24 protein-coding genes are annotated in these 26,814 nt (G+C 43.8%); all 24 read right to left on the bottom strand.

All coding sequences use genetic code 11. The features are described 5' to 3' along the window. Nucleotides 1-6: 6 nt before the first annotated feature. The 24 genes from ABWH99_RS07255 to ABWH99_RS07140 all read right to left on the bottom strand — a co-directional run bounded on the left by ABWH99_RS07255 (nt 7) and on the right by ABWH99_RS07140 (nt 26,811). On the bottom strand, nt 7-1,155 hold the full coding sequence (locus ABWH99_RS07255; RefSeq protein ID WP_375585622.1) for a hypothetical protein: 1,149 nt from the start codon (nt 1,153-1,155) through the stop codon (nt 7-9). Between the two features lie 83 nt (nt 1,156-1,238). Then, a complete protein-coding gene (locus tag ABWH99_RS07250) occupies nt 1,239-2,369 on the bottom strand; it encodes a glycosyltransferase family 4 protein (RefSeq protein ID WP_375585621.1) in 1,131 nt (376 codons plus the stop codon). Then, a complete protein-coding gene (locus tag ABWH99_RS07245) occupies nt 2,366-3,289 on the bottom strand; it encodes an NAD-dependent epimerase/dehydratase family protein (protein WP_375585620.1) in 924 nt (307 codons plus the stop codon). The genes ABWH99_RS07250 and ABWH99_RS07245 overlap by 4 nt, the downstream gene beginning before the upstream one ends. 354 nt (nt 3,290-3,643) lie before the next feature. Continuing rightward, nucleotides 3,644-4,714, bottom strand: a complete 1,071-nt coding sequence (locus ABWH99_RS07240; protein WP_375585619.1) for a glycosyltransferase — start codon at nt 4,712-4,714, stop codon at nt 3,644-3,646. A 10-nt stretch (nt 4,715-4,724) separates the two neighbouring features. Beyond that, a complete protein-coding gene (locus ABWH99_RS07235; RefSeq protein ID WP_375585618.1) occupies nt 4,725-5,750 on the bottom strand; it encodes a RimK family alpha-L-glutamate ligase in 1,026 nt (341 codons plus the stop codon). Continuing rightward, entirely contained in the window at nt 5,751-7,634 is a 1,884-nt protein-coding gene (gene asnB / locus ABWH99_RS07230; RefSeq protein WP_375585617.1) for an asparagine synthase (glutamine-hydrolyzing), read from the bottom strand. It lies immediately after the preceding gene. A gap of 3 nt (nt 7,635-7,637) precedes the next feature. Further along, a complete protein-coding gene (locus tag ABWH99_RS07225) occupies nt 7,638-8,777 on the bottom strand; it encodes a CapA family protein (protein WP_375585616.1) in 1,140 nt (379 codons plus the stop codon). Nucleotides 8,778-8,780: 3 nt separating this feature from the next. Then, entirely contained in the window at nt 8,781-9,893 is a 1,113-nt protein-coding gene (locus tag ABWH99_RS07220; protein ID WP_375585615.1) for a hypothetical protein, read from the bottom strand. Next, nucleotides 9,890-11,137 carry an EpsG family protein gene (locus ABWH99_RS07215; protein ID WP_375585614.1) on the bottom strand — a complete coding sequence of 416 codons (1,248 nt, stop codon included), beginning with the start codon at nt 11,135-11,137 and terminating at the stop codon, nt 9,890-9,892. Before ABWH99_RS07215 ends, ABWH99_RS07220 begins: the two co-directional genes overlap by 4 nt. Then, nucleotides 11,115-12,257 carry a glycosyltransferase gene (locus ABWH99_RS07210; protein ID WP_375585613.1) on the bottom strand — a complete coding sequence of 381 codons (1,143 nt, stop codon included), beginning with the start codon at nt 12,255-12,257 and terminating at the stop codon, nt 11,115-11,117. The genes ABWH99_RS07215 and ABWH99_RS07210 overlap by 23 nt, the downstream gene beginning before the upstream one ends. A 182-nt stretch (nt 12,258-12,439) precedes the next feature. After that, nucleotides 12,440-13,330, bottom strand: coding sequence for a glycosyltransferase family 2 protein (locus ABWH99_RS07205; RefSeq protein ID WP_375585612.1), 891 nt, complete (start codon nt 13,328-13,330; stop codon nt 12,440-12,442). A 4-nt stretch (nt 13,331-13,334) separates the two neighbouring features. Then, nucleotides 13,335-14,201 carry an NAD-dependent epimerase/dehydratase family protein gene (locus tag ABWH99_RS07200; protein ID WP_375585611.1) on the bottom strand — a complete coding sequence of 289 codons (867 nt, stop codon included), beginning with the start codon at nt 14,199-14,201 and terminating at the stop codon, nt 13,335-13,337. Further along, nucleotides 14,201-15,517, bottom strand: a complete 1,317-nt coding sequence (rfbH, locus tag ABWH99_RS07195) for a lipopolysaccharide biosynthesis protein RfbH (RefSeq protein WP_375585610.1) — start codon at nt 15,515-15,517, stop codon at nt 14,201-14,203. The genes ABWH99_RS07200 and rfbH overlap by 1 nt, the downstream gene beginning before the upstream one ends. 9 nt (nt 15,518-15,526) lie before the next feature. Beyond that, the gene (rfbG, locus tag ABWH99_RS07190; RefSeq protein WP_375585609.1) at nt 15,527-16,627 is read right to left on the bottom strand and encodes a CDP-glucose 4,6-dehydratase; all 1,101 of its coding nucleotides are present in this window, start codon (nt 16,625-16,627) and stop codon (nt 15,527-15,529) included. After that, nucleotides 16,585-17,361, bottom strand: coding sequence for a glucose-1-phosphate cytidylyltransferase (gene rfbF / locus ABWH99_RS07185; RefSeq protein ID WP_375585608.1), 777 nt, complete (start codon nt 17,359-17,361; stop codon nt 16,585-16,587). The genes rfbG and rfbF overlap by 43 nt, the downstream gene beginning before the upstream one ends. Nucleotides 17,362-17,368: 7 nt before the next feature. Then, on the bottom strand, nt 17,369-18,343 hold the full coding sequence (locus ABWH99_RS07180) for an FAD-binding oxidoreductase (protein WP_375585607.1): 975 nt from the start codon (nt 18,341-18,343) through the stop codon (nt 17,369-17,371). 197 nt (nt 18,344-18,540) lie between these two features. Next, the gene (locus ABWH99_RS07175; RefSeq protein ID WP_375585606.1) at nt 18,541-19,563 is read right to left on the bottom strand and encodes a glycosyltransferase family 2 protein; all 1,023 of its coding nucleotides are present in this window, start codon (nt 19,561-19,563) and stop codon (nt 18,541-18,543) included. Continuing rightward, nucleotides 19,553-20,503, bottom strand: a complete 951-nt coding sequence (locus ABWH99_RS07170; protein ID WP_375585605.1) for a glycosyltransferase — start codon at nt 20,501-20,503, stop codon at nt 19,553-19,555. Before ABWH99_RS07170 ends, ABWH99_RS07175 begins: the two co-directional genes overlap by 11 nt. Next, complete coding sequence (locus ABWH99_RS07165; RefSeq protein WP_375585604.1) at nt 20,490-21,455, bottom strand: glycosyltransferase family 10 domain-containing protein; 966 nt, start codon at nt 21,453-21,455, stop codon at nt 20,490-20,492. The genes ABWH99_RS07170 and ABWH99_RS07165 overlap by 14 nt, the downstream gene beginning before the upstream one ends. Further along, entirely contained in the window at nt 21,449-22,402 is a 954-nt protein-coding gene (locus ABWH99_RS07160) for a glycosyltransferase (RefSeq protein WP_375586554.1), read from the bottom strand. The genes ABWH99_RS07165 and ABWH99_RS07160 overlap by 7 nt, the downstream gene beginning before the upstream one ends. 1 nt (nt 22,403) lies before the next feature. Further along, the gene (locus tag ABWH99_RS07155; protein WP_375585603.1) at nt 22,404-23,330 is read right to left on the bottom strand and encodes a glycosyltransferase; all 927 of its coding nucleotides are present in this window, start codon (nt 23,328-23,330) and stop codon (nt 22,404-22,406) included. Next, the gene (locus ABWH99_RS07150; RefSeq protein WP_375585602.1) at nt 23,327-24,853 is read right to left on the bottom strand and encodes a hypothetical protein; all 1,527 of its coding nucleotides are present in this window, start codon (nt 24,851-24,853) and stop codon (nt 23,327-23,329) included. Before ABWH99_RS07150 ends, ABWH99_RS07155 begins: the two co-directional genes overlap by 4 nt. Before the next feature lie 300 nt (nt 24,854-25,153). Next, nucleotides 25,154-25,867: a PIG-L deacetylase family protein gene (locus ABWH99_RS07145; protein ID WP_375585601.1), complete on the bottom strand. Its 714-nt coding sequence runs from the start codon at nt 25,865-25,867 to the stop codon at nt 25,154-25,156. After that, on the bottom strand, nt 25,864-26,811 hold the full coding sequence (locus ABWH99_RS07140; RefSeq protein WP_375585600.1) for a glycosyltransferase: 948 nt from the start codon (nt 26,809-26,811) through the stop codon (nt 25,864-25,866). Before ABWH99_RS07140 ends, ABWH99_RS07145 begins: the two co-directional genes overlap by 4 nt. Nucleotides 26,812-26,814: the final 3 nt, after the last annotated feature.

Below are 26,814 nucleotides of genomic sequence, written 5' to 3'. Positions count from 1 at the left end.
TGCCAGTTAATTTCTTTTTTTGTCGTCTCTCATTTTTCCCAGAGTATCCCCATCTAACAACCTTCCCAATTCGGTACTGGTGATAAATTCCACATCCGGCCATTTTTTAAGTACGGCGGTTAATAATTCAGAAAGTTTTTTCAAGCAATTTTTTCGGTTATCTTCATCCAGGCTACCCATATAATTGGTACGATGACTGCTGATCACCGCCGGCTTGCGCCAAAGAAAGGCATGATCGATTTCATTCAGACAAGACCGTACCCAATCCCCACCAGGGGCATTTGGTTCGAAAAAGACATTGCGTGTCAGGTACCGCTGTTGGAACCGGTTTTTCTGCCCTAGCCAATGAAGGCGTTTGCGGTGCTTCCCCTGGCCCAGGGGTTCCACTTGAATTTTGGAAGCACCAATATATTTTATACCCATTTTTGCACTGGTTTCCTCAAGCTCCAGGGGAAACGGCCCGTTGGGCGGGACCAACACGGAAGGCGGATAACCGTGAATGGATTCAAACAGCCGGAGCCCACTTTCCAGGGTCTCCCGATGGGTATCCAGGTCCTCTCTCCGCTCCAGGTCAAAGCTTGCCTGATAGCTTATCTGATAGGGCGTATTGACCAAAAATCCCCAGCAGCCTAAATCAAAGCCCATGCGGGTAGCAATGTCTCCCTCTCGCAACATCCGCATCCAAACTGGGACGTTGAGGTGCTCCCTGGCATGAAACTCCGGTACAAAAAGTTTCTCTTCCATTCCCTGTCTCCATAAATTTAGCGCATCCTCCCTCCGATACCTGCGCAGCGTATCCGTGAAAGACTCGTAATGATAGCAGGCAAAGCGATCCTCCCGGATTTTGTCAAAATCCGGATTGGCTACCACAGAAACCGCCGTAATTACCGGATGATTCCCCCTTCTATCCTTGAATTTCGTTAAGGTACCGAAAAGCGCCTCTAAATCGGCCGCACTTGCCAGGGTATCCGTGCGGTTGTATCGTTCGGATTCTCCCTTTCCAAGGTTGACTCCTGCTGCTTGCAGGCGTTTGCAAACATCCAGGGAAGGCATACGGATGGATCCCCAATCGTCGGATTCAATGATTAGGTACTTATTACCGACCGATTTGCCGATTAAATTTTTTATATGGGGACGTATCAGTGAAACAGACATGGGAAAATGTTTTTGTATCCATCGGGTAGTATCAAAATATGGGCCGTTTGATGACAACGAATCTGATCGGACCAGGTAGCGTACTAGCGAATCTTTCGAAAAATACCAAGCAGCTCGTATGCTGCGCGCTTCATTCGAAGCTCGTAGGGCTCGTATAAATCACGCATAAATTGCCTATTGCTGATCGCTTTCATTCGACGAACTAACGTGTCCGAATTGTGTGGGGGAAAATAAAAACCGGTGTCTCCCAATTGTTCCCGATTTACATCAATATCGGATGCAATGACGGGTACTTGAAGCGAACGGGCATCCTCAATCACCGTGCTCCATCCTTCAAATAAACTGGGCTGAATGATGGCTTTTGCCTGCCTCATCAGCAGTAATTGTTCCTCTCTGGGGATCAACCCTAACAATGAAATCGTGTCTCCAAGCTGATTTTTTTTCAATATCTCCTGTAGCTCTTTCAAATAGGCTGACGCTGGATCTAATGGCAATCTGCCAGTGACAGCGAGGTGTATTGGTACTCCTTGACGTTTCAACGTTGCCATTGCCTCGAACACGGTTTTGTGATTCTTATGCCGATGAAACTGGTTACTCACCATAAAATACTTTTCAGGTAGCCCGTATTTTTTTCGTATATCCTCTGCATTCAGGTTGGGCAAGGTGTCAACAATAGAAACAAACCGATAGGTATGAAACTGAATATGGGAGGGGATCTCATACCATTTATAGAAATCGTTCATCACTGCTTCGCTCGAAACCAAGATATCCGTTGCATTTTTTAGTGTGAACCTGATTCGGAGGTCCCGCTCGATCCTTTTTGACCGGGTAAAAAATTCCGGATAATACTTGTGCTGCAAATCGGCATACCAGGCAAGGTCTTTGGATTGGTTCTTAGTAGAAACAGGAAAATTTTGTTGGGGGAATAGAATGTCCGGTTGGAATTCCTGTATTATATCCCGTACAAAAAGGTTTTCCTGCCTAATCAATGATTCCAAAAAGCCCATTTTCGGAGATGGAAAATTCCAGTCAATCACCTCAAGTTTCTGGTAGTCGATTCCCTCTATATAATGCTTTAATTGGGGGGGTATAAATACCAAAAGTTCGGGTTTGTCTTCCGGGTCAAGAAATTTTAAAATCCGAATACAATTCTGGAGATAAATAATTCCCCCAGTCCAGACGGGATTAAAATTAAACAGTAGTGCTATTTTCAATATACTGATTTTTTGGTTAGATAATCTTCTTCATGGAGCCAATTCACATAATTAGAAAGTCCGGCATACAAGGAAAATTTAGGACGAAAACCAAAACTCATTAGTTTACTGGTATTGGCACACCAATTCAGGGGGTCTCCTGTCCGCTCTTCGCCTCGGAAATGTACCTTAACTGGTTTCTCGAATACGTCTAAAAATGTATTTACAGCTTCCCGGATTGTCGTTTCAGAGCCATTCGCTACATTGATCGCCTCCCCCGTAAAAGAGCCATTGACTATTACACTATTAACAGCGGCTGCCAGGTCCTCGATGTAAATAAAATCCCGGGATTCGTTACCCGTTCCAAATAATTCAATGGAATTGCCCATTTTTATTTTTTGCGCAATATCCCAAAAAAGCTGTTTGGTAAGTCCTTCCCCATAGGCTGAAAAAACACGAAGGGAACACGTTTTAATGTTAAAAAATGCATAAAACTCGCGGCAAATTTGCTCGCTCATTAATTTGTGGATTCCATAGGGCGACATGGGCCGTGGTGGGAGGTCTTCCGGGATCGGCAACACATCGGGATTGCCATATACCGCCGCACTGGAGAAATTAATAAACAAACACTCGGGCTGAAACATTCGGATGGAATCGAGTATATGAAAAACATTCGACGTGTTGAGGGCGAAATCCCTACCAGGCCACTGCATCGACTGAGGAACAGAGGCTGCACCGGAGCAATTAATACAAACATCGAAGCGCTTATTCCTGAAAATTGAAACAAAATCGGCATTACTAGCATCGACCAAAAAATAATTTGGGCCTTCTCTGTAGTCAACGATGACATCTGCATGGAAAATGACATGACCTCGGGCCTCAAAATACTTCTTGAGATAGCTTCCTATAAAACCTTTTGATCCGATTATTAGGATGTTCATAAACGCTTATTTGCTAGTAAAAAGAAAAAAAGAGTTGACAAAAAAGATTCTTATCAACAAATGCAGTTTTTCCACTATGACTTATTTGAATTCGTTACGGTGACTTCGCTACTGCCAAAAAAGAATTAAATCAGTTTTCCAACGAGTCCTACTAAAATTAACCTACCGCATTCCAACTTCTTTCCGTAGCGCTATTACTGCTAAAAACAGGGGAGTTACACCCGACATTTAATCGGGCATCACTTAATGCCGGTTCTGCATCGCTACGGGCTATACTTGCCTCTTCTTACTTCTAAGAAATGAGTTCTTTCAATTATTTTTTAAAATTACCCGATCTAAAAATTTACCGATACACTACTTGACTGAGAGAAAATCTAAAAATCGTTGGGAAATTTTTTCCCGTTCAAAACGTGCTGCACTTCGTGCAGCATTGATTGCCATTTTTCCCCGCAACGAATGGTCCTGCATGAGTCGACTCAAGCATTCTTTGAATCGTTCATCATCAAATACCGGTACCAAAAAGCCATTCTGGCCATCAATGACTAAATCCGAAGGACCAGAATCACAATCATAGGAAACCACGGGCAGTCCAGCGGATAATGCCTCTCCGATCACGTTGGGAAAACCCTCGGAACTGGATGTAAAAGCGAAGATTTTACTTTTTAGATAATAACTATCCACATTTGCTTGCTTTCCTACCAGAAAAATTCGATCCCGTGCTCCGTTTTCATCAATCATATGTTGCAAGCGTGCACGATGGTTTTGCTTGAGGTGGTCGTATCCCACCAAGACGAGCTTCCAGTTTCGCTCATCAATCTCTAAAAATATCCGAATAAGGCGATCTTGGTGCTTTGTGGCAATCAGTCTACCAACCATCAGGATCGTATTTTCTCGTCCCTCTTCCCGATAAGGACCGGAGAGGATTTGCCGTATGGGATTCCCGATCACGGTGATGTTCGGATGCTTATATTTCGTTTTATAGATTCGCCTTGCGTTCGATGTTTGAGCGATCACACCTTTTGCCTTCGGATACAACCAATTCCGTAATCTTTCCTGGGTTCGGCTCAACGCCTTTCCTGGTTGACTTCGATCCGATACAAACAAAGGAACACTTGTACCCAGCAGGGATATCAGTACAAAGCTGTTCCAATATTCCCCAAAACTAAGCGCGGCATGCGGCTGTAAGCGGCTGAGGGTTTTTCTTAGGAAATAGAGCGTCCGTAGGCTACTTATAAATAATCTCGAACGATCAAATTTAAAATGGGGTCGATGTACTGTAATTCCATCAGCCAATGGATAAAAAACTTCTGGATTTACACCGAAAAGCACGACGTGCACCTCGTAGGTCTCTAGAGAGGCAGCATGGTTTGCGATCTCCGACATCACTCGTTCCATGCCTCCGGCTTGAAGCGAATGAATGACCATGCAAATTCGTTTAGTGGAATTCAACCTCCAAACAAGTTAGCATTAATTCCACCATCCACTCCTCTTTTACAGTTTTGCCTTCATGCCAGTCCAGTTGCGTATCCCAGTATCCGGGACAATGGTCATAGGCGGCATGTGCGTAACCGTAACTTACCTCAACGATTAGCGGGTTATTTTCCGAATCAAAAACAAAATCAAAAACACCGACCTGCAATTTCAAACGTCGCACGGTATCAAAGGCAATTTGAACGCACCGAATGTCGAACAAGTCCCGGGAATAGGCAAAACTACCACTTCCGGATGCACGAAAATCCCCCTCCCTCACAAATCGCTTTAATCCGAAGGCCTTCCCGCCGATGACGATAATGCGGATATCGGAATCGTTCTGAGGGACAAAATCCTGAAAGTATACGTACCCCACTTCCCGGGATCCCATGCGGGCATACGCCGGGGCATAAATTAGTCTGGCCATACCTTTCAGCACCTCTACGATTGATGCTTTCCCACGTCGAAATTTATACAGACGATCCCGCAAACTCCCCCAAGAATCGTACTTTGGAAATCCGCTAGAAAAGGCCTTTTTGATGATCTGAATTGCCTGCGCGCGGGTGTGGATGAGCCGAACATTCTGTGATCCAGCCCCATTTCTTAATTTGAATACCTTGGGGAAGGTCGCTTGATTGGCCCAATCCAGCGCTTCTTTTTTTGAAAAGTAGGCATAACTCGGAACAAGCGGCGCATCGATTGCCTCAAAGAGGTATTTTTGCGCCACTTTATCGTCAAAATGCCAGGCAGTTCGAAAATCCGGAAAAACCTGAAAGCCGGTATGCTCCAATGCAAACAGGATCTGCCTGGCAATAAGATTATCGCGATGATTTCCATGATTAAAGTGCCACATCAAAGCCTTACAATTCTTTAATTGCTCAATAAGGTCATTGGCGTAGCAGTTTACCAATTTATACGCAATTCCCCGCTTCTCGCAGTACGCAATCCATCGGGGATGAAACCCAAAGGTACTCTTGTGAATAGCAATCATCTAATCTATGTATTGGGTTGCCCAAATTTCAAATCCCACCATCAGCCATAAGGCATCCAACTGATCGACATTCATGTATTGTGGATTTTGCATAAACTTTTCTAAAGTATGGTGACGAAATATGCCTCTTTGCTTGATGCCGGGCAGTAGTTTCTCATTCCAGCGCTTCTTAAACGCCGCGGAGCCAAAAAACTCCTTCAGGGGAATCCCAAAACCCATCTTGGACCGATAGGCAAAGGATTCCTCCAAAGCTTCGGAACAAATTTCTTTCAAAAGCCATTTTCCTTCCCATTTATTGCGGTGTTTTTTAACCAGTAGCTCATCGGGCACCCGGAGGGCGGCTTCTACCATTTCATTGTCCAAGAAGGGCACTCGATTTTCAATACTGTGGGCCATGGACATCTTATCCTGTCGCATCAGTAAATCAGGTAGGTAAGTGAGGAGTTCATATTTCCTTTTTTTGCGGGCCGGCTTATCTTGGACACTAGCGTATAAAGCTAGGCGACTGTTTAAAGCCTCGTCGAAATCAAAATTACGATATAAAGCTGTAGCAGTAGCTACGCCACCATAGGCGGTTTGTAGCACATAGCGTTTGTCGGGCTCAATGATACCTTTGAGAAAAGTCATCCCTTTGGCGCGGTTCTTCATTCCCTTCTTTAAGTTTATACTTGAAAAAAGTTTTTGTGCGCCCGGTAAAAAACGTCCGTAACCCGCCAGGGCCTCGTCTGCTCCTTCTCCACTTAGCAACACGGTCACGTGTTTTTTGGCTTCTCTGCTGAGTAACTTAATGCCGATGGTATTGGGATGGTTGAGGGGTTGCTCGAAATGCCACACCGCTTCTTCCAATAAATCGAAATAGGCCTGTGCATCCAAAGTGAATTGGTGCGACTTTAAGCGATACTTTTCCGCCACTGCATCGATGTATTTCTTTTCGGTGAAACGCTCGTCTTCAAAGACAATGGATACCGTTTCTAAATCCCTCTCTGCCAAGGTATCCGCGGCAAAAGCGGTTACCAGCGAAGAATCCACACCTCCCGAGAGTTGGCAGCCCAGCTTTACATCGCTGATCATTTGCCTGCGTACCGAATTCCGCAGCGCTGCTTCGAGCTCCTTTTGGCCCACCGAATGCGAATGTTTGCCTTCTATGCGGATATCGTAGTAGCAAAACTCCCTGGTTTCACCGGTGGAACGAATTTCCCAATACGTTCCTGGCGTAATATTTACGATGTTTTTAAAAAGCGTCTGGTTAATGGTATTTCTGAAAAGCAGGAATTCGGAAAGCTTCGATTCATCCAGCTCAAATTTAACCCCGGGCAGCCCTTTGAAGCTTTTCATCTCAGAGGCAAAGGCTATACGGTTTTCCTCAGTTAATACGTACAAGGGCTTGATCCCCAAACGATCACGTATCAAATACAGTCGTTGCTTTCTCCCGTCGAAAATAGCGATCGCAAACATTCCATTAATTCGATCAAGCATGCCTTTCAGCCCGTATTCCAGGTAGAGGTTCAATACGACCTCTGTATCGCTATTCCCGTTGAAACGGTACCCCTTCCCGATCAGCGAAGGCTTAAAATCAAACGCATTGTAAACCTCCCCGTTCATCATTAGCGCAACTTTTGCCTTTTTATCGACCATGGGCTGGTGTCCTGCCGCCGTTAAATCGATAATGCTCAAGCGGTTGAATCCAAAAATTAAGTTTGGAGACGTTTGGAAGGCCGACGGAACCTGACCATCCACTTCTTCTGCGCTGCCCGATTGCATGTTCAGCCCTAAAACCCCGGAGTCGTCTGGACCCCGATGCCGCTGCATCGCTAACATTGTCAAAATATGCGCTGAGCTATCTTCCTTCCCGCTACGCAATACATATCCACTAAGTCCGCACATGTGTCAATTAATTTTTTTTAATGTGGAAAGCAACACCTCCCGATGGGATTCGCACTGCGTAAGTATTTGAAGCATTTTCCTTTTCGAAGACCCCATCAGATCCGGAAGGAGACCCCGCTTGTGCAGGGCTACTAAAAACCGATGCCGATAAGGTTGAATGCGACTGAGCATGACGCCGCTCAGGCTCTCCGCGTACCGCTCAAACTCCCGATGCAGTGTCCGATCGTCCGCAATAATGGCATTTAAGCGCAGCTGTTCCTTATCGAGCTCCTGCCGGAGTTGGTTATCTACAAAGCGGACCCCCACAAAATCATCGTTTTGATGGATGTAGCTAAATTCAAACTCCGGGTGCTTTCCTTTTTCAAAAACCAAACGCAAAAGCATCCCACGGTTCCAGGAACCGTTTCTCTGGCCGGGCCAATCGAAACAAAAATTTCCCAAGCTGTAAAAAATCGGCTTGTTTTTATATACTTCATACCCGGAAACAATGTGGGTGTGGTGACCCACCACAGCGTCTGCTCCCGCGTCAATCATAAAGCGAAATTGGGCCTTCATCCGGGGGCTGGGCAGGGGATAATGTTCGTGGCCCCCGTGCAACACTACTGCTACGAAATCTATGTCCGCTGCCCGTGCTTCCTGAATTTTTTGCAAGGCAGTGGGATAATCAATCGAATGGCAACCGGGCTCGGCACCGTGTGTAGTTGTCCATTCATTTTCTGCCATATTGATAACCGCAACAGCTACTTCATTGAAGTGCAACACCGCCGTTTCCGACGCCTCGCCACGGTTCGCCCCACTTCCACACCAACCTATATTATGGAACATCAATGCATCGTAACTGTCCTTCATCCCCTGCCAACCGTAATCCTTGAAATGATTATTTGCGGTCACCACGAGGTCACAGGTAAGGTATTTCAGTATCTCTGCCGTCTCCGGAATTGATTTGATATGCGGACCTGTTTTGCTGATCCTATGTGTTGCATTTGTTAACGGGCATTCCAGATCGATGATATTGCAATCGTTCTCGCGAAAGAAGGGAAGCACCTCCTGAAACCTCTCGGTCCAGTCGCCGCTTATGAAACCGTCCTGCACCCGTTGCCAAGGGCAGAAATCTCCCGTAAACCCAATTTTAATTTTTGACATATGCTAGACGATAAAGTTGGCCAGGTCAGCCGTACTAACAAAAGCTACGTCGGGCCATTTCTTTAAGATAGCGGTTAACAAACGATTGAGGTGGTGCAGTCCATTGGATCTGTTTTTTGAATCGATGAATCCGATATAATTCAATCGATGTGTGCAGATGACGGCAGGCTTATTCATCAGGAATGCTGCTTGAATTCGGGCCATGGCGGTATCGGTCCAGTCTCTACCCGGATCGTTGACCGGTTCAAAGAACACATTGCGAACATTGTACCGGAAACCAAGTCCATTTGATGCTCCAAAATAGTGCCGGATCGGATGATAGGCATCAAACACTCCGGTCGGAGCGAGCTGCGTGGATAAGCCTTGAATCCAGGAAACGCCGATTTCTGACAATGTGGGTTCAAGCGCGGGATCCCAGTTGTAACATGGAGCAATAAAGGCCCTTGGATCCCTACCGAACGTCTCAGCAAACAACCTGGCACCTTCCCGAATTATCGCCTTATGGGAACCGACCTCCTGGGGTGAATCCCAATCGAATGACTCCATGTACGCATAATCTCCATTCCCGGAATAGGTGCTTCCCAATAGAAACGAAAAATGGGTCTTTTCGTCCCCTTTTGATAGGGCCTGTAACCAGCGTTTGACATTTACATGCTCCCGACCGTGGTACTCTGGCACGAAAATCCCCATCTCCAGACCCTTTTTCCACAGGGCCAAATTAGTTGTGTGCTCGGGATAACGCAAAAACGTGTCGGTAAATCGCTCAAAGTGGTACTCACGAAAATCCGAAGCAGCAATTTTTCCAAAATCGGGATTTGCCATGATGGCATTCGCTGTAATAACAGGAGATCTACCGCTGGAATTTCTATGACGAAGCAATAAATCGAATAGATCTTCGAGGTCCGTACGGGAGGCAAGTGCGTCCACTTTATACAGGCTGGCCTCTAGATCAAACCCACGTTTTTCAAACGCCCGCAGTGCCTGTCTTGAAGGCGTTCGTATGGCGCCCCAGTCGTCCGATTCAAACACCACCACCTTTCGGTTTGTTCGAAGGCCTATTCTATTTGCCTTCAGGCCACCAAAATAGCCCTTGAGCCAATTCTTCGTTGGTATCATAAGAGCGATTTAATAAAAACAATCAAGGGTGTGGTATCCTGCACCAGAAGATTGATCACCGGATTGCCTATGATAAAGAATATGCCAATAAAATCAAATCCCTCTCGAATTTTGAATATCCCCACCAGCGAAAAAGAGACCAATAATAAATATTTCCATACGGCAGGAATCCGAAAGTTACTTTCGGAAAGAAAATAAATCAACGATACCAAGAGCAATAGGTTAGAAAGTACGATATATCTCCCCCCCGAGGGAATTTGCAAGAGAAGGTTGGAAAAAGAGCTATATAGTAAGGCGAGCACAAAAACAGTATGCGGCTTGCCTAGTCGTAGCCTCGATCGAACATAATAGAAATAATAAATAAAAAGGACCGTCGCGACCATACTGTACCGCTGCAGAAACTTCGCAACCAGCACATGCGTTCCCAAATTTTTATCGGCTTTTGCGATTTGCTCCACGTAGGCTTCGTTCAAATAAGCTTTTCTAGACTGCAAAAAACCAGGCAAAAGTTCGAAATAACTCCGGACCAGATCCAGGTCAAGCTCCCCAACAAAAAAAGTAGCAAGGTATCCGTAGAAAAATGGCTGGACCGAACGTACGGGAACGAATCGCAATACAAGGTAAAGCGCCAATGGAAATGCCAGGGAAAAATGTACGAATACCGGCAGCACCAACCAAATCCAAGCCTTTTTCTGCCCCTGCACGTGAAATACCAGCAAGCCATAAAAGAACATCTGTACGGCCGTCCACATACGCACGCCATTGATACTCCAAATTGGATTAATCAGAGCCACTAGCAGAAAGGCTGCCAAAACAAGGCCACGAAAGGGAATTCGGATTTGCTGGCGAATCAGTAGGAGCACTTTAAACCAAAAATACCCAAAAACCAGCGAAAACATCCCAAACAACCATTGGTAGTTGCCCGTAAAACGACTCACAGTCCAGGTAACCAACGGCTGGTACAAATCAACTTTACTTCCCTCGGAATACACGCCACCAATGTATTTGGAAAAGCTTGTACCCGCTTCGTGGTGAAAAGCAAGTTCGGCCGCATAACGGGTGGCATCAATACCGGATCCCGGTACCAATACGAAAGACAGACCGAAGAAAAAAGACAACAACAAAAAAGGAAGCATGTTCCGTTGTCGCCCAAAATCCCTCATTAGCGGCAAAGCGGCAAGAAGCGGATTTACCAGCCAAACCCACACATAGGCGGATAAATTAACCTTCTTTATCGCCCGCACTTATTTCGTTTAGTAAATCCAGGAAGCGCCCGCTAACCTTCTCTATTCGGTATTCTTCGGTGTTTTCCAAAACCAGCCTTTCTCGATAGTCTCCCTTTAAGAAGGAAAAAACGCGATTTGTATCAAGTACCGGCGTGTCGATATTCAAAACCGGCTTATCCAGGATCGCATAGTCAATCAACTTACTGGGCGTCTGAGCACGACCTTGATTGCTGAAGTTCACAAGGAAATCAAAGGAAGAAAAGACCCCAAGTAAATCCACCCTCGGTATAGGGTCGTGCCAGCAGATACGTGAATCTCGCCTTGCATAGGGCAAGACAAAGGACTGTTGTGAGGTATATACATGAAATTCAAACCGATAGGATTCATCCAAGGAACAAAGAAATTCCAACAGGCGATTTGGATCTCTTCTTCCGGAAATAAAGGAACCGCCGTACCCAAACCGAACGACCCCGTCATCTTTTACCAGCAATTGCTTCCCCTTCTCAAAACGAAACCCCTGCGGAATTACCCGCATTTTGGGATGAAATTCCGGAAAATATCCAGCTATCGACTGTTCCGTTGGAATTGAAATAAAATCGGCCTTGCGCATAAACCATTTTTCCACCCACCTAAAATAGACAGGTGGCCGAAACGTATCGTTCTCCTGCAGGCAATAGGGATCGCCACAATCGGCTACCCATACCCTCGCCATTTTTCTGGAATTATCCTTTCGCCAATTCGACGCCACTCCCCAGTGTATGGCATAAGGTACCGCAATGGAAATCAATAAATCGTATGGTGTCCTCTCCTTTTTTAACGCTTTTCTTACTTTAAAAAAAAGCTCCATCATTGGGTATTCCAACAGGAGGGGTAATAGGCGGTTTACGCCCTTGTTATACAATCTCCCAACGAATCCCAAACTCCTGAAATTAAAAATGCTCCAAGTTAACCTACCCAACGATTTGTACTCGAATCCACAGGCCGTAGCCAAGGTAGCCGTGGCTTCCCGATAGGGAGCTATAACCGTAACCCGATGTCCTTGCCGGCAAAATTCTTTGGCGAGTTCGGTGGCACGAAAAGAACGAGGACTTTGCTCTGGGTAGAAGCCGTGGGTAACAATTAGTATATGTTTACTCATTTTTTTAGATTCGCTCATTCGTAAATGATTCAGACGGTATCACCCCCCCGTATATAGCTAAGCATCCGTGACCAATGCCCCCTACCAAAAATCACGCAAACATCAGCTTGATCCATTACCGAGGTACAGAATTTATTACCCAAACAGCACACAAAAAATTCTTGGTTCTATTAGATTACCTTTTATTTGAGGATTTTTGAAGCGACCCCTACCATATAATCTAAAAATTCCCTTTTCCAGATTTGTATTCTTATTTTCAGACGCAACTTTAAACTTACGTAGGCATGCAATCTGGCATTGTCCGCATTGTGGTTAGTTAAACAATGGTGTTTGACCATTACAGGAAACAATTCCCGATCGATATAGTTATTTTCCCATAAAAAAAGAAGTACATCTATTTGTGAATCATTCAGAATATCTCTTCGATTCGGATCTATTCCCCAAAAGGTATCGTTTTCCCAAACATGAACGTTTGTCGGCTTATCCAAATAACCTAGTTCACTTTTTGCAAGTCCTGTAAGTAACATGCTCGGATACCATACATTGCCGTATTTCACAAAAAAATCGTAATCAAACAAACTTCTGCTAAAACATAACCCTGTGAATGTATGTGCGGTTTGGTAAATCCTCGCTATCTGCTCATGATTCAAGTCATCAGGATAAAGAGATAAATTAAAATACTTATTTAGTTTGCCAGTATTTGATTTTTCATTATAAATAAAATACGAAGACTTAAATGCCTTTGCTTTCGAATTTATCGCAAACTCCCGGCATAAAAACATTGCATTAGGCAATAGATAGTCATCATCAGTCAATAGGTAAACATACTCTTTTGAAGCATTATTCACCAATTCGCGAAAGTTACCAATAAGACCGAGGTTCTCTGAATTCCTAAAGTACTTTATCCGACTATCTCGTAAATAGCTACGTACAACGCTTTCAGTGTTATCCTGAGAGCAGTTATCTTGTATTACCAATTCGTCATTATCACCTAATTGAGTAATAACCGTATCAATTGCCAATTTTAGATAAGAAGCTCTATTATAGGTGGGTATACAAACTGAAAAATTCATATTTTTATAAAATCATTTTAAAATCCAAGTCAGCAAAAATTCCATCCATCTCATCTGGCCGGCTTTCCAACGCACCGATAAGCAATTTCCCTTTCGCGTTCAGGGACTGCCACTTTTCCAAGGCAAAATCGGAAAGCCTTTTTCCGTACCCACTGCCTAGATTTGATATGTATGCGCAGTACTTGTCATCCAACATTTTTTCTAATGTTGAGTGTAAAAGATGGTGTGTAACTGACTCCACGCTGACAAAATCCCTGACTTGGTTTCCGTCAGTCATCCTGAAGTCTCTACCTGCCCTTGCAGCTGCCACGAGCGACGGATAAAATCGATGTGCAGACTCACCCTCACCGTACACTTGAAATAACCTGTGGTAATGTAGTATAACCTTATTTTTCAGTGCAAAATCCAGGAAAGCACTGAACGAAGCAGCTTTAGAGATTGAGTAATTGTTTGAAGGTAAAAGGGGAGCATCTACTCTAACCTTAGTTGTGAATTTTGCCGTATGCCCGTATTCAAAATAACTTCCGGTCACAACAAACTTCTTCACGCCTGCGTCGCAGGCTTTCTTAAAAAAAGCCAACGGCCGATAAGCATTATTTTCCATACAGCTTTCTAATGTATCATACGGATACTGTATAGCATGCGCTGCCAAATGCAAAACAACATCTACTTCTTTCAAATCCGATGGGTCAACCTTATCTAGCGATTCAGCATAAGAAAACCGTACCCGCTTATCCGATGCGAAATCAGACCCAAAATATTTTTGATTTCTCACAAACACGATTAACGAGTGATCAGAAAAGGTTTTCAAAAATTGCCTGATCCAATTCCTGCCGATAAATCCAGTTCCTCCTGTTAAAAATATAGTCATCAGAAATTCAGACCAAAAAACTCTTCTAACTTTAGAGCCATGTACTCAAAATGCTCCTCATGTAAGGCAGGGTATATTCCAAGCCAAAATGTATTTTTCATGGTCCTTTCAGTGTTTTCCAGCGAACCAACCACCCTGTGTGTGATATCTTTGAAATAAGGCTGACTCAATAAATTACCCGCGAAAAGTAGCCTACTGCCAATTTTATTTTGATCCAAATAGCGTAGTAAATCTACCCGCTGCACACCGGCACTTTCTTTCAATGTAATCGGAAAGCCAAACCAACTGGGAATACTGTTATCCGTCGGGACTGCAACCTCTATGAATTCACTCAATGATAAAAGCCTATTTTTTAGGTATTCAAAGTTACGTCTTCTTTTTTCAATAAATCCTTCTAGTTTGTCGAGCTGAGCGAGACCACAGGCTGCCTGCATATCCGTGATTTTTAGATTATATCCCGCATGGCTGTAAACATATTTGTGATCGTATCCGAATGGCAAGTTACCATGCTGCTGAGTAAATCGACAGCCGCAGGTATTATCCTTTCCTGGTGCACAGTAACAATCCCGCCCCCAATCTCTGAACGATTCTGCAATCGTTTTTAATTGCGGATCTCTCATAAAAACCGCTCCGCCTTCACCCATGGTTATATGATGCGCCGGGTAAAAACTCAAGGTGCCTACATCACCGAACGTCCCTACTTTTTGACCATTGTACGTTGCTCCCAGAGCATCACATGTATCCTCAATCAGCCATAAATTATATTTTTTACATATCCAGGTTACTTTATCGAGATTAAAAGGATTCCCCAATGTGTGAGCCAACATGACAGCCTTGGTCTTGGGGCTGATGGCGCGTTCTATTAAATCTGCATTAATGTTATGTGTGTGGCTATCAACGTCAACAAAAACCGGTATAGCTCCGAATTGAACGCAGGGATTTACTGTAGTAGGGAACCCCGCGGCGACCGTTATCACCTCGTCTCCCTTTTTAATCGCTCTCTCCCCAAGCCGTGAAGAGGTCAAGGTAGAAAATGCCACCAAATTGGCAGAGGAACCAGAATTTACTGATAAAACAAAGGGGACCTCTAAAAAATTTGCTAGTTTTTGCTCAAATGCGGCGTTAAACCTTCCTGCTGTAAGCCAGCCATCTAGCGAAGCATCTACCATATTAGCAATCTCCCTGCTATCCAATACTTTGCCTGACGGGGGAATTACGGAAACTCCTGGAATGGGCGTACTATCCTTGTATTTGATACCAGCGTATATTTCCACCAGTTCCTGAATTTGATTTCTTATATTCTCTAAGCTAGTCATTCTTTACTTTTACGCGTTATACTCATGAATTTCATCGAATGTACATTTCCTGACATTTCCTTTTCTCATAAAAACCTTGTACCAAGAGACAGTTCTTCTTAACGCTTCGTCGACATGCCACCTTGGTTCCCATTGTAAGTAATGCTTCGCCTTTGAACAGTCCAGCTTTAATAAAACTGCTTCATGTGGATTGGGCTCGTCATCGTAACACCAAGAAGCCCCATCTCCCCAAAAGCGAATCATCTGATCCAATACCCATGAAACCGGCTTGCAATCATCATCGTCTGGCCCAAAATTCCAAGCCTCAGCGACTTCGGAGCCCCTTACATACAAATCTTCGGCGAGAATCAAATAGCCCGATAGCGGTTCTAAGACATGTTGCCAAGGTCGCGTAGCCATCGGGTTCCGGATAACAACAGGTCTATTCTTCTCAAAAGCAGATAATATATCCGGCATCAACCGATCCTTTGCCCAATCACCCCCGCCAATTACATTTCCTGCTCTGGCCGTTGCAACTGAAGCCCCGCCAGGTTCACTAAAATAAGATCTCCTGTAGGCAGATGCGATCAGTTCCGCACATCCCTTACTGCTACTATACGGGTCGAACCCGCCCATCTTTTCATTTTCGCGGTAGCCCCAAGCCCATTCATTATTCTCGTAGCACTTGTCTGTAGTCACTATTACCAGTGCCTTGAGATACAGGCAAGTTCGAGCGGCTTCCAGTACCTTAGCTGTACCCAATACATTCACATCATAGGTGTCAATCGGCGATTCGTAAGACAGTCTGACCAGTGGCTGCGCCGCCAGATGTATTACTATTTCAGGTTCAAATTGCCTCATACTCTTCGTAAGCTGCTCTAGATTCCTGATATCTCCAGTTTCCGAAATCATATTTTCGCCAACTCCTGCGGCTGTAAAAAGGGAGGGTACAGTAGGTGGTGCAAGGGAATACCCTTTTACATGCGCCCCCATCTCTTGAAGCCACAGTGCCATCCAACTTCCTTTAAATCCCGTATGACCGGTTATAAACACTTTCTTGTTCTTCCAGAAGTCTGTATTAACCCGCCTCATGACTCCCATATTTTCCACGGCGCATTCCCTGACTGCCACAATTCCTCCAACTTTTCTTTATCTCTAAGCGTGTCCATGGGTAACCAAAATCCCTCATGTGTGAATGCCATCAACTCTCCATCCTTGGCCAGCCCAATCAACGGCTCCTGTTCCCAAATTGACAAGTCTCCCGATATTCGATCAATCACCCGCGGTGAAAGAACAAAAAAACCTCCATTTATTCGCGCACCGTCACCCAGAGGCTTCTCTTTAAAACTACAAACCCGACCCTCTACAATATCAATAGCGCCAAACCTGCCCGGTGGAAAGGTAGCTGTTAGCGTTGCCATTTTTCCATGGCTTCGATGAAACGCTATACTTTTCGTAATGTCAACATTGCTTACCCCATCTCCATAGGTTAGACAAAATGCTTCTTCATTTTGAAAATAGCCAGCCACCCGCTTTAGTCTTCCGCCAGTCATGGTCTCATCTCCTGTGTCCACCAACGTGACAATCCATGGCTCAGCTCGTTTTCGATGCACCACCATGGTGTTTTTCTCCATGTCAAAAGTGACGTCACTTTGATGTAAAAAATAATTGGCAAAATACTCCTTGATGACGTATCCCTTGTAGCCACAGCAAACAATGAATTCATTTACCCCATGCGAAGAATATATCTTCATTATATGCCATAGAATAGGCTTACCCCCGATTTCTACCATAGGTTTCGGTTTCAAATGCGTTTCCTCACTCAGGCGAGTTCCCAGGCCACCGGCCAAAATCACAGCTTTCATTGGTTAATTAGTTTGATTCCACAAAGGCATCAGCGTGAAACTGATTCGGTTTTAACCCCCTCTTAAAAAGAATCGACTTTGAATCCTCAATCATTTCCGTCGACCCACAGGCATATACCGTGGATTGACTTAAGTCGATGTCCTGATCTAAAAGGGTTTTTTGAATGTGACCAAAGTAAAAACCATCCCGCCGAACCCTCGATAAAGTAGGGTAGTAATGAATGGTACTACTTCGAAAATAATTCAACCCTATCAAGTCGGATTCTACCCTTCCTCCCTGAAAAAGAAAAACAGTTCTATCACGTAACAATTCTCTGTTAAGAGGGCTTTTTAAAATAGCAAGAATAGGAGCAATCCCAGTCCCAACGGCAAGGAATAAAATTGTACGTAGACTATCCCTTCTCAGAAAGAAACTACCCAAGGGACCTTCAATCCGGAGCAAATCATTTTCCTTGGCCTCTTCAAATAAATACTTCGACATAACTCCCTTAAGATATCTTTTTATATAAAAAACCAGCTTATTGTCTCCCTCGACACCACCAATTGAATAACTTCTTTTGATACTGCCACGAATAAAATTTACGTATTGGCCGGGAAGAAATTTAAAATCTACTCCAGGGGGAAGTCTTATTACTAATTTGATGACATGCTCGGATAGCTTGGTCGAGGTAGAGATTTTCGTCGGAACAGTTCTAACTTGCTCTAAGGTTACATCTTTTAGTACATCCAAATCAAGTATCATATCGGAAGTAGCCCTTCGAACGCAGGTCAAGATAAATTTATGCTCCCTTTCGATTTCAGTCAACCCAATTTCCGGAACGACAAGCTGACTTTCGCCCTTAATTACTTTCGCTTTACAATTGCCACATCTTCCACTCAGGCAACTATGATTGATGAAAAAACCATGCCGTTTAAAATCGTCAAAAATAGAATGTGATTTATCTGATTGTATTTTAAATTCTCTTGTTTGTATCTCGTACATAGTTTACCAATGACTAAACAAATGCGATGCAATTGCGAATAATATATAGTTGACACACAAGCTCTAGGAGCCCTTACCTATTGCTAATTTTGCTAGCTTGACAGGTGATTTTATGCTAGTAACAGCTTAATTTAATTTTACTGATTAACCAATTTTCCAAAACAAAACGAATCGGTTTAGAGATAAATTCGAGATACCTAATAAATCATTTTTCCCAACTTAGAAACCGGCTTATACAGATACCAAAATAGGATTGGACTCATTTTATACAATGATCCTATAAATCTATAATAACCACTCACTCCATCTATTGATAGCTCATGATCTTGTTTTAACCTGATTAGATCGATCACTTGTAAATACTGTTTCTTCTTTCCAGCATGTATCAATGGTATTAATAACAGAAATAGAAACTTTGCTTTAATATGATTTAACAACCGCTTTGCCGATACCTCACGAATAAAGTTAGATCTATGGGACGCTAAGTCCTGCAATGCGTTTAAAAAACCAGTTGCCGCCTGCTCCGTGTAAAACAATTTCGAATTTGTGGCGCTTCCAGGCCGGGTGGTTCGCTGATAAAAATCGGCATCGGAATACCCTACCCGACTCGCTACGGAAAACACTTTGCCGAGAAACAGGCCATCTTCTAAATAAGGAACCTTCCTCGGATAATCGATTTGAAACTTCCTCAATAGTTCTGCTTTGTATAAGATTGCCCAGGACCGATCCGGATCTTTGACTTTGGGACCTCTCACCGCAAAATAGCCCCGGCACCCATTATCTATGCGCCGATTCAGGTGCGCATAATCGGTCCGCCAAATGGGTCGATCGTGGTTATCAAAAATCTCAAACGCACAATATAGTACGTCCAGAGAATTCCGGTCTGCCTGCTCCAACGCCTGCTTCAAACAGTTGGGCACCAGGTAATCGTCCGGATCGATGGGCAGCAAGTAGCGTCCCCTTGCCCGGGCCATCGCCTTGTTTCGCGCCACGGATACCCCCTGATTTTCCTGATCGAGCAGCACAATGTTGGAGATTTCCCGTTGCAACTCCTCCACAATTTCCCTACACCGATCCGGTGAGCCGTCGTTTACACAAATGATTTCGTACTCCTCATTCGGAATATCCTGGTTCGCGAGGCTTCGCAAACACCGCTCCACATAGGGGGCTACGTTGTACATGGGGATAATAATGCTTAGGCTCAGCTCTTTACCTCCCATGGAATAACCGTTTACGAAACACATTCATCCAAAAAAATGGATTGATAAATACGGTGCCAAATCTGTATAAAAAACGATTCCGCCGATTGGGATCCATCCAGTTTTGTGCAATAAAATGTTTACTCACGCGATAGGCCCAGCCCTCCTGCTTTACTTGTGTCCAGGGCAAATGCGGATGGGCATATTTCGCTCGTACCGGAAAGGAATTAATCACCGAAGGCTTGAAAAGTACCTCCCCGGTATTGTTGGTTGCCTGCCGGTGGACCCGGTAGCCGACGGTCGGCAGGTGAAAGTAATACAGGCGAATTCCAGCTTGGGTCAGTTTTAACCACATGGGATAATCTTCTACCAATTTATTTTCGGAGTCGTACCCCCCAACCTCCTGGTGAATCCCTTTATTGAAAAAATACGAAGGAGTAAAATGAATTCGATCCGATTCCAGCAAAATTTCGAATTGAGTCCGGGCCGTGTAGCCTGGATGAAACAGGTTGTTCGGAAAGTTTTCAGGAGTCGTTCGGACAAAGTCGGTCGGCCCAAAGGTATCCCGATACACCTTGACCTGACTAAATACCACGCGAGCAGTCGAATTATCGCGAACATATGCCAGGTTATCGACCAGGCAATTGGGAAGTAGCACATCATCTCCCGCAATAAACTTGATCCAATCCGTTTTGGACGCGGTAATGACCCTGTTGCAGTTGGCGGACACTCCCGTATTCCCGGGAACCGTCAGGACGTTAATGGAAAGAAAACGCGACCTCACACGATCCAGGCAGATCCATCGATCGATAACTCCCAGGGTCCCATCCGTGGATCCATCGTCTGAGACTACCAAATGAATCAATGGATGGTGCTGGTTTACAACGCTCTCCAATGTCTCTTCTACAAAATCAGCCGAATTGTAGGTGACCACACCAACGGTTACCTCAATATTTTCCAAACGAAATTATTTTTTTTATCAATCGCTTCTTTCTATTCAACCCCATACGCTTTTCATACAGACCCCGCATGCACGTCAATGTCTCGTTTTGATGCAAAAGAAAACCATGGGAAGGATTTTGTTTGACCAAATTGATAAAAATGGGACGAACGAAGGCGAGCAGACGCTCCTCCCAATTTACCGCGGCCTGTTCGGGAGTAAACCAATTTTTGCTCATTTTGTCCAAGTAGTGATCCTCACTTCGATCCAGGGATATGATTTCCTCAATAACCCGGTCCACCTCCTGACCATCCTTCATCCAAATAAAGGACTCCGCATTGAAATCCTGATCGACGAGCGGATTCCCGTAATAGATGGGCAAACTATTTACTACCATCGGCTCCATGAGCTTTTCTGTGGTGTAGCCCGCACTGGAGCTATTTTCAAAGGCAATCGTGAACTTATAATTTTTAATAAATTCCTGTTTATCAGAAACCCGGTATCCCAAATTATTTAGGTGCATTCCCCCGGCATCTATTCTTTTATACGCAGATAGTCTTCTGAAAAATTCCGTTCGCGTGGGATCGGCGTTGCTGGCATTGGAATAAACAAAATTGCAGAAGTTACGATCCAGTAATCTACCGGCATCCGGGATAGGCCCTGTAAAAGCCAGTCTTTCGAATCCCGGGTACATGACATACAAAGGAAACCGCATGTATCGGCCGGGATATTCCAGGTAATGAAACCCGAGTGCATAATCGGCGCGGTTAAAATCAGGCAATACGTTTTCTCCGGTATAGCAGAGGGTAATGCGATCCTGATAAGTCAAGTGCTCGTACCCGTAGACAGAAAATACCACCAGATCCGGATCTTCGGATAATTCCACCTCGAAATGCCTTCGAAAAAAGTGAATAAAATAATTGTCCTCGGGATCGAAATCTCTCCAAAAATCAACAAATTTAATTTTCACCATAGTTGAATCGTCATGCCATTACATATCTGAGTCACAGCGGGATCTGCCCATCGGGAAAAACAGCCTGTCAGGGCAAAAAGGACTGCTGCGTCCCGCCGCACATCCCAGCGCGAAACCAGACCCAACCGAGAAAAAGGCAATCGTAAACTTGCTTTCAATAGTGCAGCTACCTTCGAAGGGAGACTTGCCCGCTTCAGCTGCCAGAGCAATTCGTAGGCGTTTATTTGTGAGGCACCCGATGTGAACCCCTGAAATAACCGATCCCGGTACTCTGGACGCAGCCTGCTTTTTGGTATAAAATGCCTGAAGTGCAAGTCACTCGAATAGTAGAGCGAGTAGCCAGAAAGTAAGACACGCAGGCAAATCTCTGTATCGCCCCCGGAAGACAGTTCCTTACCGGCGCGGTCGGTCAGCAAGGAATCTTGTCGATCAAACAGCCGCAGGAATAGTTCCCGGCGAACCGCCATACCCGCACCTGTGAGGTAATTCCCCGAAGGCAGGAATCCAGTATCCAAATCAGGTTTCCCTACCGCATATCCGTGTTGGAATGCGGAAAACCAGTCTGGAAACGCAGCATCACTACAGGCCGATCCGTATCCCCCAAGTGCCCCGACTTGCGGGTACGTTTGAAAGAGGGTAACTACTTCATGCAAATACCCCGGAGAAAGCCAATTGTCATCGTCGCAAAACACAATAAACGCTCCCGAAGCCGCTCCCACTCCTGTTTTTCGGGCGTGTGAGAGCCCGGGTTTCGATTCCTGAACAAGGATCAACGGATAAGGGCTGCCTAATCCCTGCCATTTTTTCTCAGCTACAGAAGCGGTGTCATCGGAGCAATTATTATCTACCAGTACCAACTCGTAAGCAAATGTGCCCAATTTCTGCCGGGCCAAATGTTCCAAGGTGTCCCCTATACGGGAAGCGCTGTTGTAACAGCAAATTACCACACTAATATCCAAAGCTAAGCAACAGGTATTTCAGAAAATAGAACAGGCCTCTAACCCTTGTTTCCGAGTACCTGCCCATCGTCCGTAAATGCTTTATAGCGTTCGGGTTGCCAAGCTTCTTGCATTCCAGGTAGTTACTTTCTGCTACCTTGAAAATCACACGCCGGAAGGATCGCTCAAAAGCAGGCCTTTCTGCCGGTTCCACAATCGAGTCTAAAAAAACTTGCTTCAGACGAAATAAATCCCGCACATTTTCTCCCGTAAGGGCTTTTGCACCTGTACTTGAGACTTGATGAATTCGATAAGCGGCCAATGGATTCTTGATATAACCCATGGGATAGTGTTTACATATCCGCACCCACATCTCCCAATCCTCTGTCCAGGCCAACTGGGCATTAAATCCACCCAATTTCTCAAATACCTCTCTCTTAACGGTAATGGATGGCGTTTGTATGCGCTGTCCCTGCAATAGACTCTTGTGATACTCATAAAGCACGGTATCTTGATTGGCTTCCTTTCGAGAAATACCTAGGATGTCATTTAACTCGTCTACAAAAAAATGCCGGCAATAACAGGCGCCAATATCGGGAAAGCTTTCGTAGGCCTGCATCATAGACGTATAAAATCCAGGCAGTACGAAATCGTCTCCATGTAACAAATGAACCACTTTCCCCCTCGCCCGATTCAATGCAGTCTCAAAATTTCGAACATGCCCAACATTCTCCCTTTGCCTATAAAAACCAACCCTGTCCCCTCCGATTTCCTGGACCACTTCGGCGACACTGTCTGACGAGCAGTCATCGATCACCTCAATCTGCATTAAATCAATCCCCAAATCCTGCTGCAGTACCGAACGAAGCGTCTTTCTCAGGTACTTTGCGCAATTATAGGTAGGTATCATTACAGAAAAATACGGTTTATCGATCATCTTCCAAATGTTCGTCTTAGGTGCAAATAATATCGAAGTTTTACTTCTGCCTTCGTTAACAATCTATTTATGAAAACCGGCCGTTTAATATGATTTGCAAAAGCTATTTGTGAAAGTCTTGGAATAGCTTGCAAATTATAACCCCTATACCTACCTGACATCAATGATTCAGGATAGTAGATCTCAAATTGATAACCGAAGGTGCTCAGGTGATAGGCATACCTGTACGTTCCCGACTTGTTCTTGGGCGGTAGTTTCCGGTCAGTAAGCATTGGAATAACATTTTCCCTGCTGGCTGGATTGTATGTTACATTCAACTGCTTATAAAAGGAAACTCCCAGATTAATCGAAGGGATACCCCAAAAAGCTGCTTCTATCCCTACTGTAGAACCAAATGTGACTACTTTGTTAGCATTAAACAATAATTGGTAGGTGCTTATTGGGGACTCAGGCAAAATTATTCGTATTTGATCCGATTCTAGCTGGGACACCTTTTTTACAAATTCAACAGCGCTCCTGGAATTTGGATGTATACGAATGTAGTATTTAAAATTTTCTATATCCGCTTGCTTCGAAAAAATGTACTCCAAACCGTCTAACTGGGTAGTAAACAAAGGTGATACCCATTGATCTCCAATTGCGATAAATTCATCTTCCGATGACAAAAAGAAAACAACATTGTAATCATTGGCATTCCACTCCACCGGTAGTAAATCGGGGATTTGATTTTCAGTAAACGAAAACCAGCTCTGAGATTTGCCCATTCTCCTATTTTCATAAAACCTCTTCGCAATTTCAATTTTCTCACTAACAGGGTGTATCCCGCCCTCCCAACTTGTTTTCATACATTTTTCAAAGTACGCCAGGTCATGAGGAAGGGTGTTTTCAAACAACATGTATTTGGTTTGGTTTGCTCCTCGTTCATGAGTGAAATACTTTATCCCGACTACTTCACAAGCCCGCAAAAGGGCGCGCGTATAGGCATAACGACCATTAAACAAAACAACCAAATCTGGTTGAATAAGTGTTAGTTGTTCTACAAAAAATTCGTACAGCCCAATAGCGTTTTTAACTAGTACCTCTATTTCACTTCGGTACTTACCGATTGTAATATATGGATCCCTGTACCTAGATACAATTGTCGATAATACTGCATATCCTACATCAAAGTTTTTGTAGTGTGTAGACTTGAATTCATCTACTGATATACCCTTAGGAAAATAAAACGCATGAACTTTAAATTTAACAGGAATAGATTTAAAAGAACTTTGAGCAAGACGTAATCCTTTCCTCCTAATTTGTATACATTTAGAACAAGTATCAATCTCGCTTGTAGCGTTTAGGTCACAGGATTTGAGTACATCATTGCAGACAAAATTAACACCAGCTATACCTTTGTCCTGGAACTTTTCCATTAGTTCTAATTCAGTCTCAAAATGACTGGGCCATAAAATATGCGAATGAAAAAAAGCGACACTTTTTAATGATGGATATTTCGTAAGTATTCTATCAATCCCCTTCATGAAAAGTTTTCAAAAAAATAGGTTGACAAAATCTCCTTACGTAAACACATATTTAATAATTTATACATTACTTAAGTAGCAGTTGTGTATAAAGCGAAACCTGATATTCTCAATTTACTAAGACGAAATAACTCATAATAATAAAAAGGCAATAACACCTTCATACAACAACACTAAAGGAATTCTTCAAATATTCTGCGCTATATAAAACTTTTAGCCTAATAACTATTTAAAAGCATCCACATATTAAGCTTATTTACAAGATAATTTGGTAAACTGTAAAGCCCAATGACGAAAGATTTAAAATACGTGAATCGTTCGAACTAGCTGAAATGCCTCCGCATACAGAATACCGTTGGCTATCCCCCACATTTGGGCACGTATTTTTAAAGCCTCGGGTGAACGTGGATGCGGATAGGAGCGCTTCTCAAACTCATAAGCCTCCATAGCATTAATCTTTGCTTTTAAATCTTCCTCTTCTATCTCCATGAAAAGATTCGGTAAAAAATGTCGCGGGTCACTTGGCGAGCGCCATTCCGTTCCAGACAGGGTTTCAAAGGTTATGATCGTTTTGACCTTTTCCTGCTCCATTGGACGACATGCAGTGATTATCGCTTCAAAAGTCCTTTGGTGATCAATATTTACATCTCCTCCGTGGTGGGTGAAGATTACTTCGGGTTCGAATTCTCGCTTCTCTTTTTCAATCACTTTTATAATATCCAATAAGGCTACTGTATCAAATCGATTATCCGGAAAATCATAGATACCAACAGATTCGTAGCCTATGGATTTTCTTGCTGCTTCGATATTACTACGGTGTATTTCTAGTTCATGCTTCCATTTTTCGGTATCCCGATTATCTGATCGGGATGTGATACCCTCACCCAAGATTACAGCTCTAACTTTACAGCCGTAGTTGTTGATTAGACGATGCATTGTTCCTCCGAGACCCAGGACTTCGTCATCAGGGTGGGCTACCACGACAAGAACTCTTTTATCATGAAGTTTAATCATAAGCTATTGAGAATAGTCTCGGCAATATTACCAACACCATTGGGGTTTATTCCCTCAAAGCTGCAAGCTGCTTTTTTTCTTTCATCGGTGTTTAAAAGTCTAGTAAGTTCACTTTCTACTTGTTGCTTTAAATCGTCTTGATTCCAGAACAAGTTTCCACGGATAAAGCCTACACCATTATAAAACTTGTGGTTGGGAACCTGATCTTTATCTAAACAAATACCTATTGTTGGTTTCTTCAGCGCTGCAAGTTCATGTAATGTTTGTCCACACGCTGAAATTACTACATCTGCTCTTTTCATTTCTTCAGCCATTTCTTCTGCACTCAAAAGCGGAAGCACATCAATTCTAGGCAAACTAATATTCGTTCCTTCAGGAGCAACAAGTCTGATATCATAGGTCTTATGGTCTAGTGCCCACCTAGCTAATTTAGGTAACATGTTCCTGTAATCACTCCCCCCCATAGTAATAAACAACCTTGGACTATTGGTTTCCTTAATCTCTTCGATCACATTACGGAAAGGCGCTCTAATGATTACAAATTCTGGACCTCCTATGTATTTGGCGGTTTGATTCGAATAATTGATTTCATCTGCAAAGACATTCGGGTTTATAATTAAATCAACTGGATATTCTATCCTATTGTAATCGTCAAGCTGAACAAGCAAACTATTAGATTCAGATGCATCTCTAAGCCATTCTTTTGTAACTAAGTAGGAATCAATAATGACAACCTCTGAACTTGTCACCAGCTCTTCAGGTGAAATTGACAACCAGTCTGATTTTGTGAAATCGGGATTCTCAATTTTGAAATCTTTTAAATAAACAATGAAATCCACTAAATGCCCCTGTCGTACAAGTTCATTACGAAGGGCAGTACACCTGGTAAGATGACCAAACCCTATGCCTTTGCCTGCTTCAGTGAGAATCTTCAGTCTGAACATCTA

The organism is Cyclobacterium xiamenense, assembly GCF_042140265.1.
GTDB classification, from domain to species: Bacteria; Bacteroidota; Bacteroidia; order Cytophagales; family Cyclobacteriaceae; genus Cyclobacterium; species Cyclobacterium xiamenense_A.
This window is presented reverse-complemented; position numbering and strand designations above follow the sequence as displayed.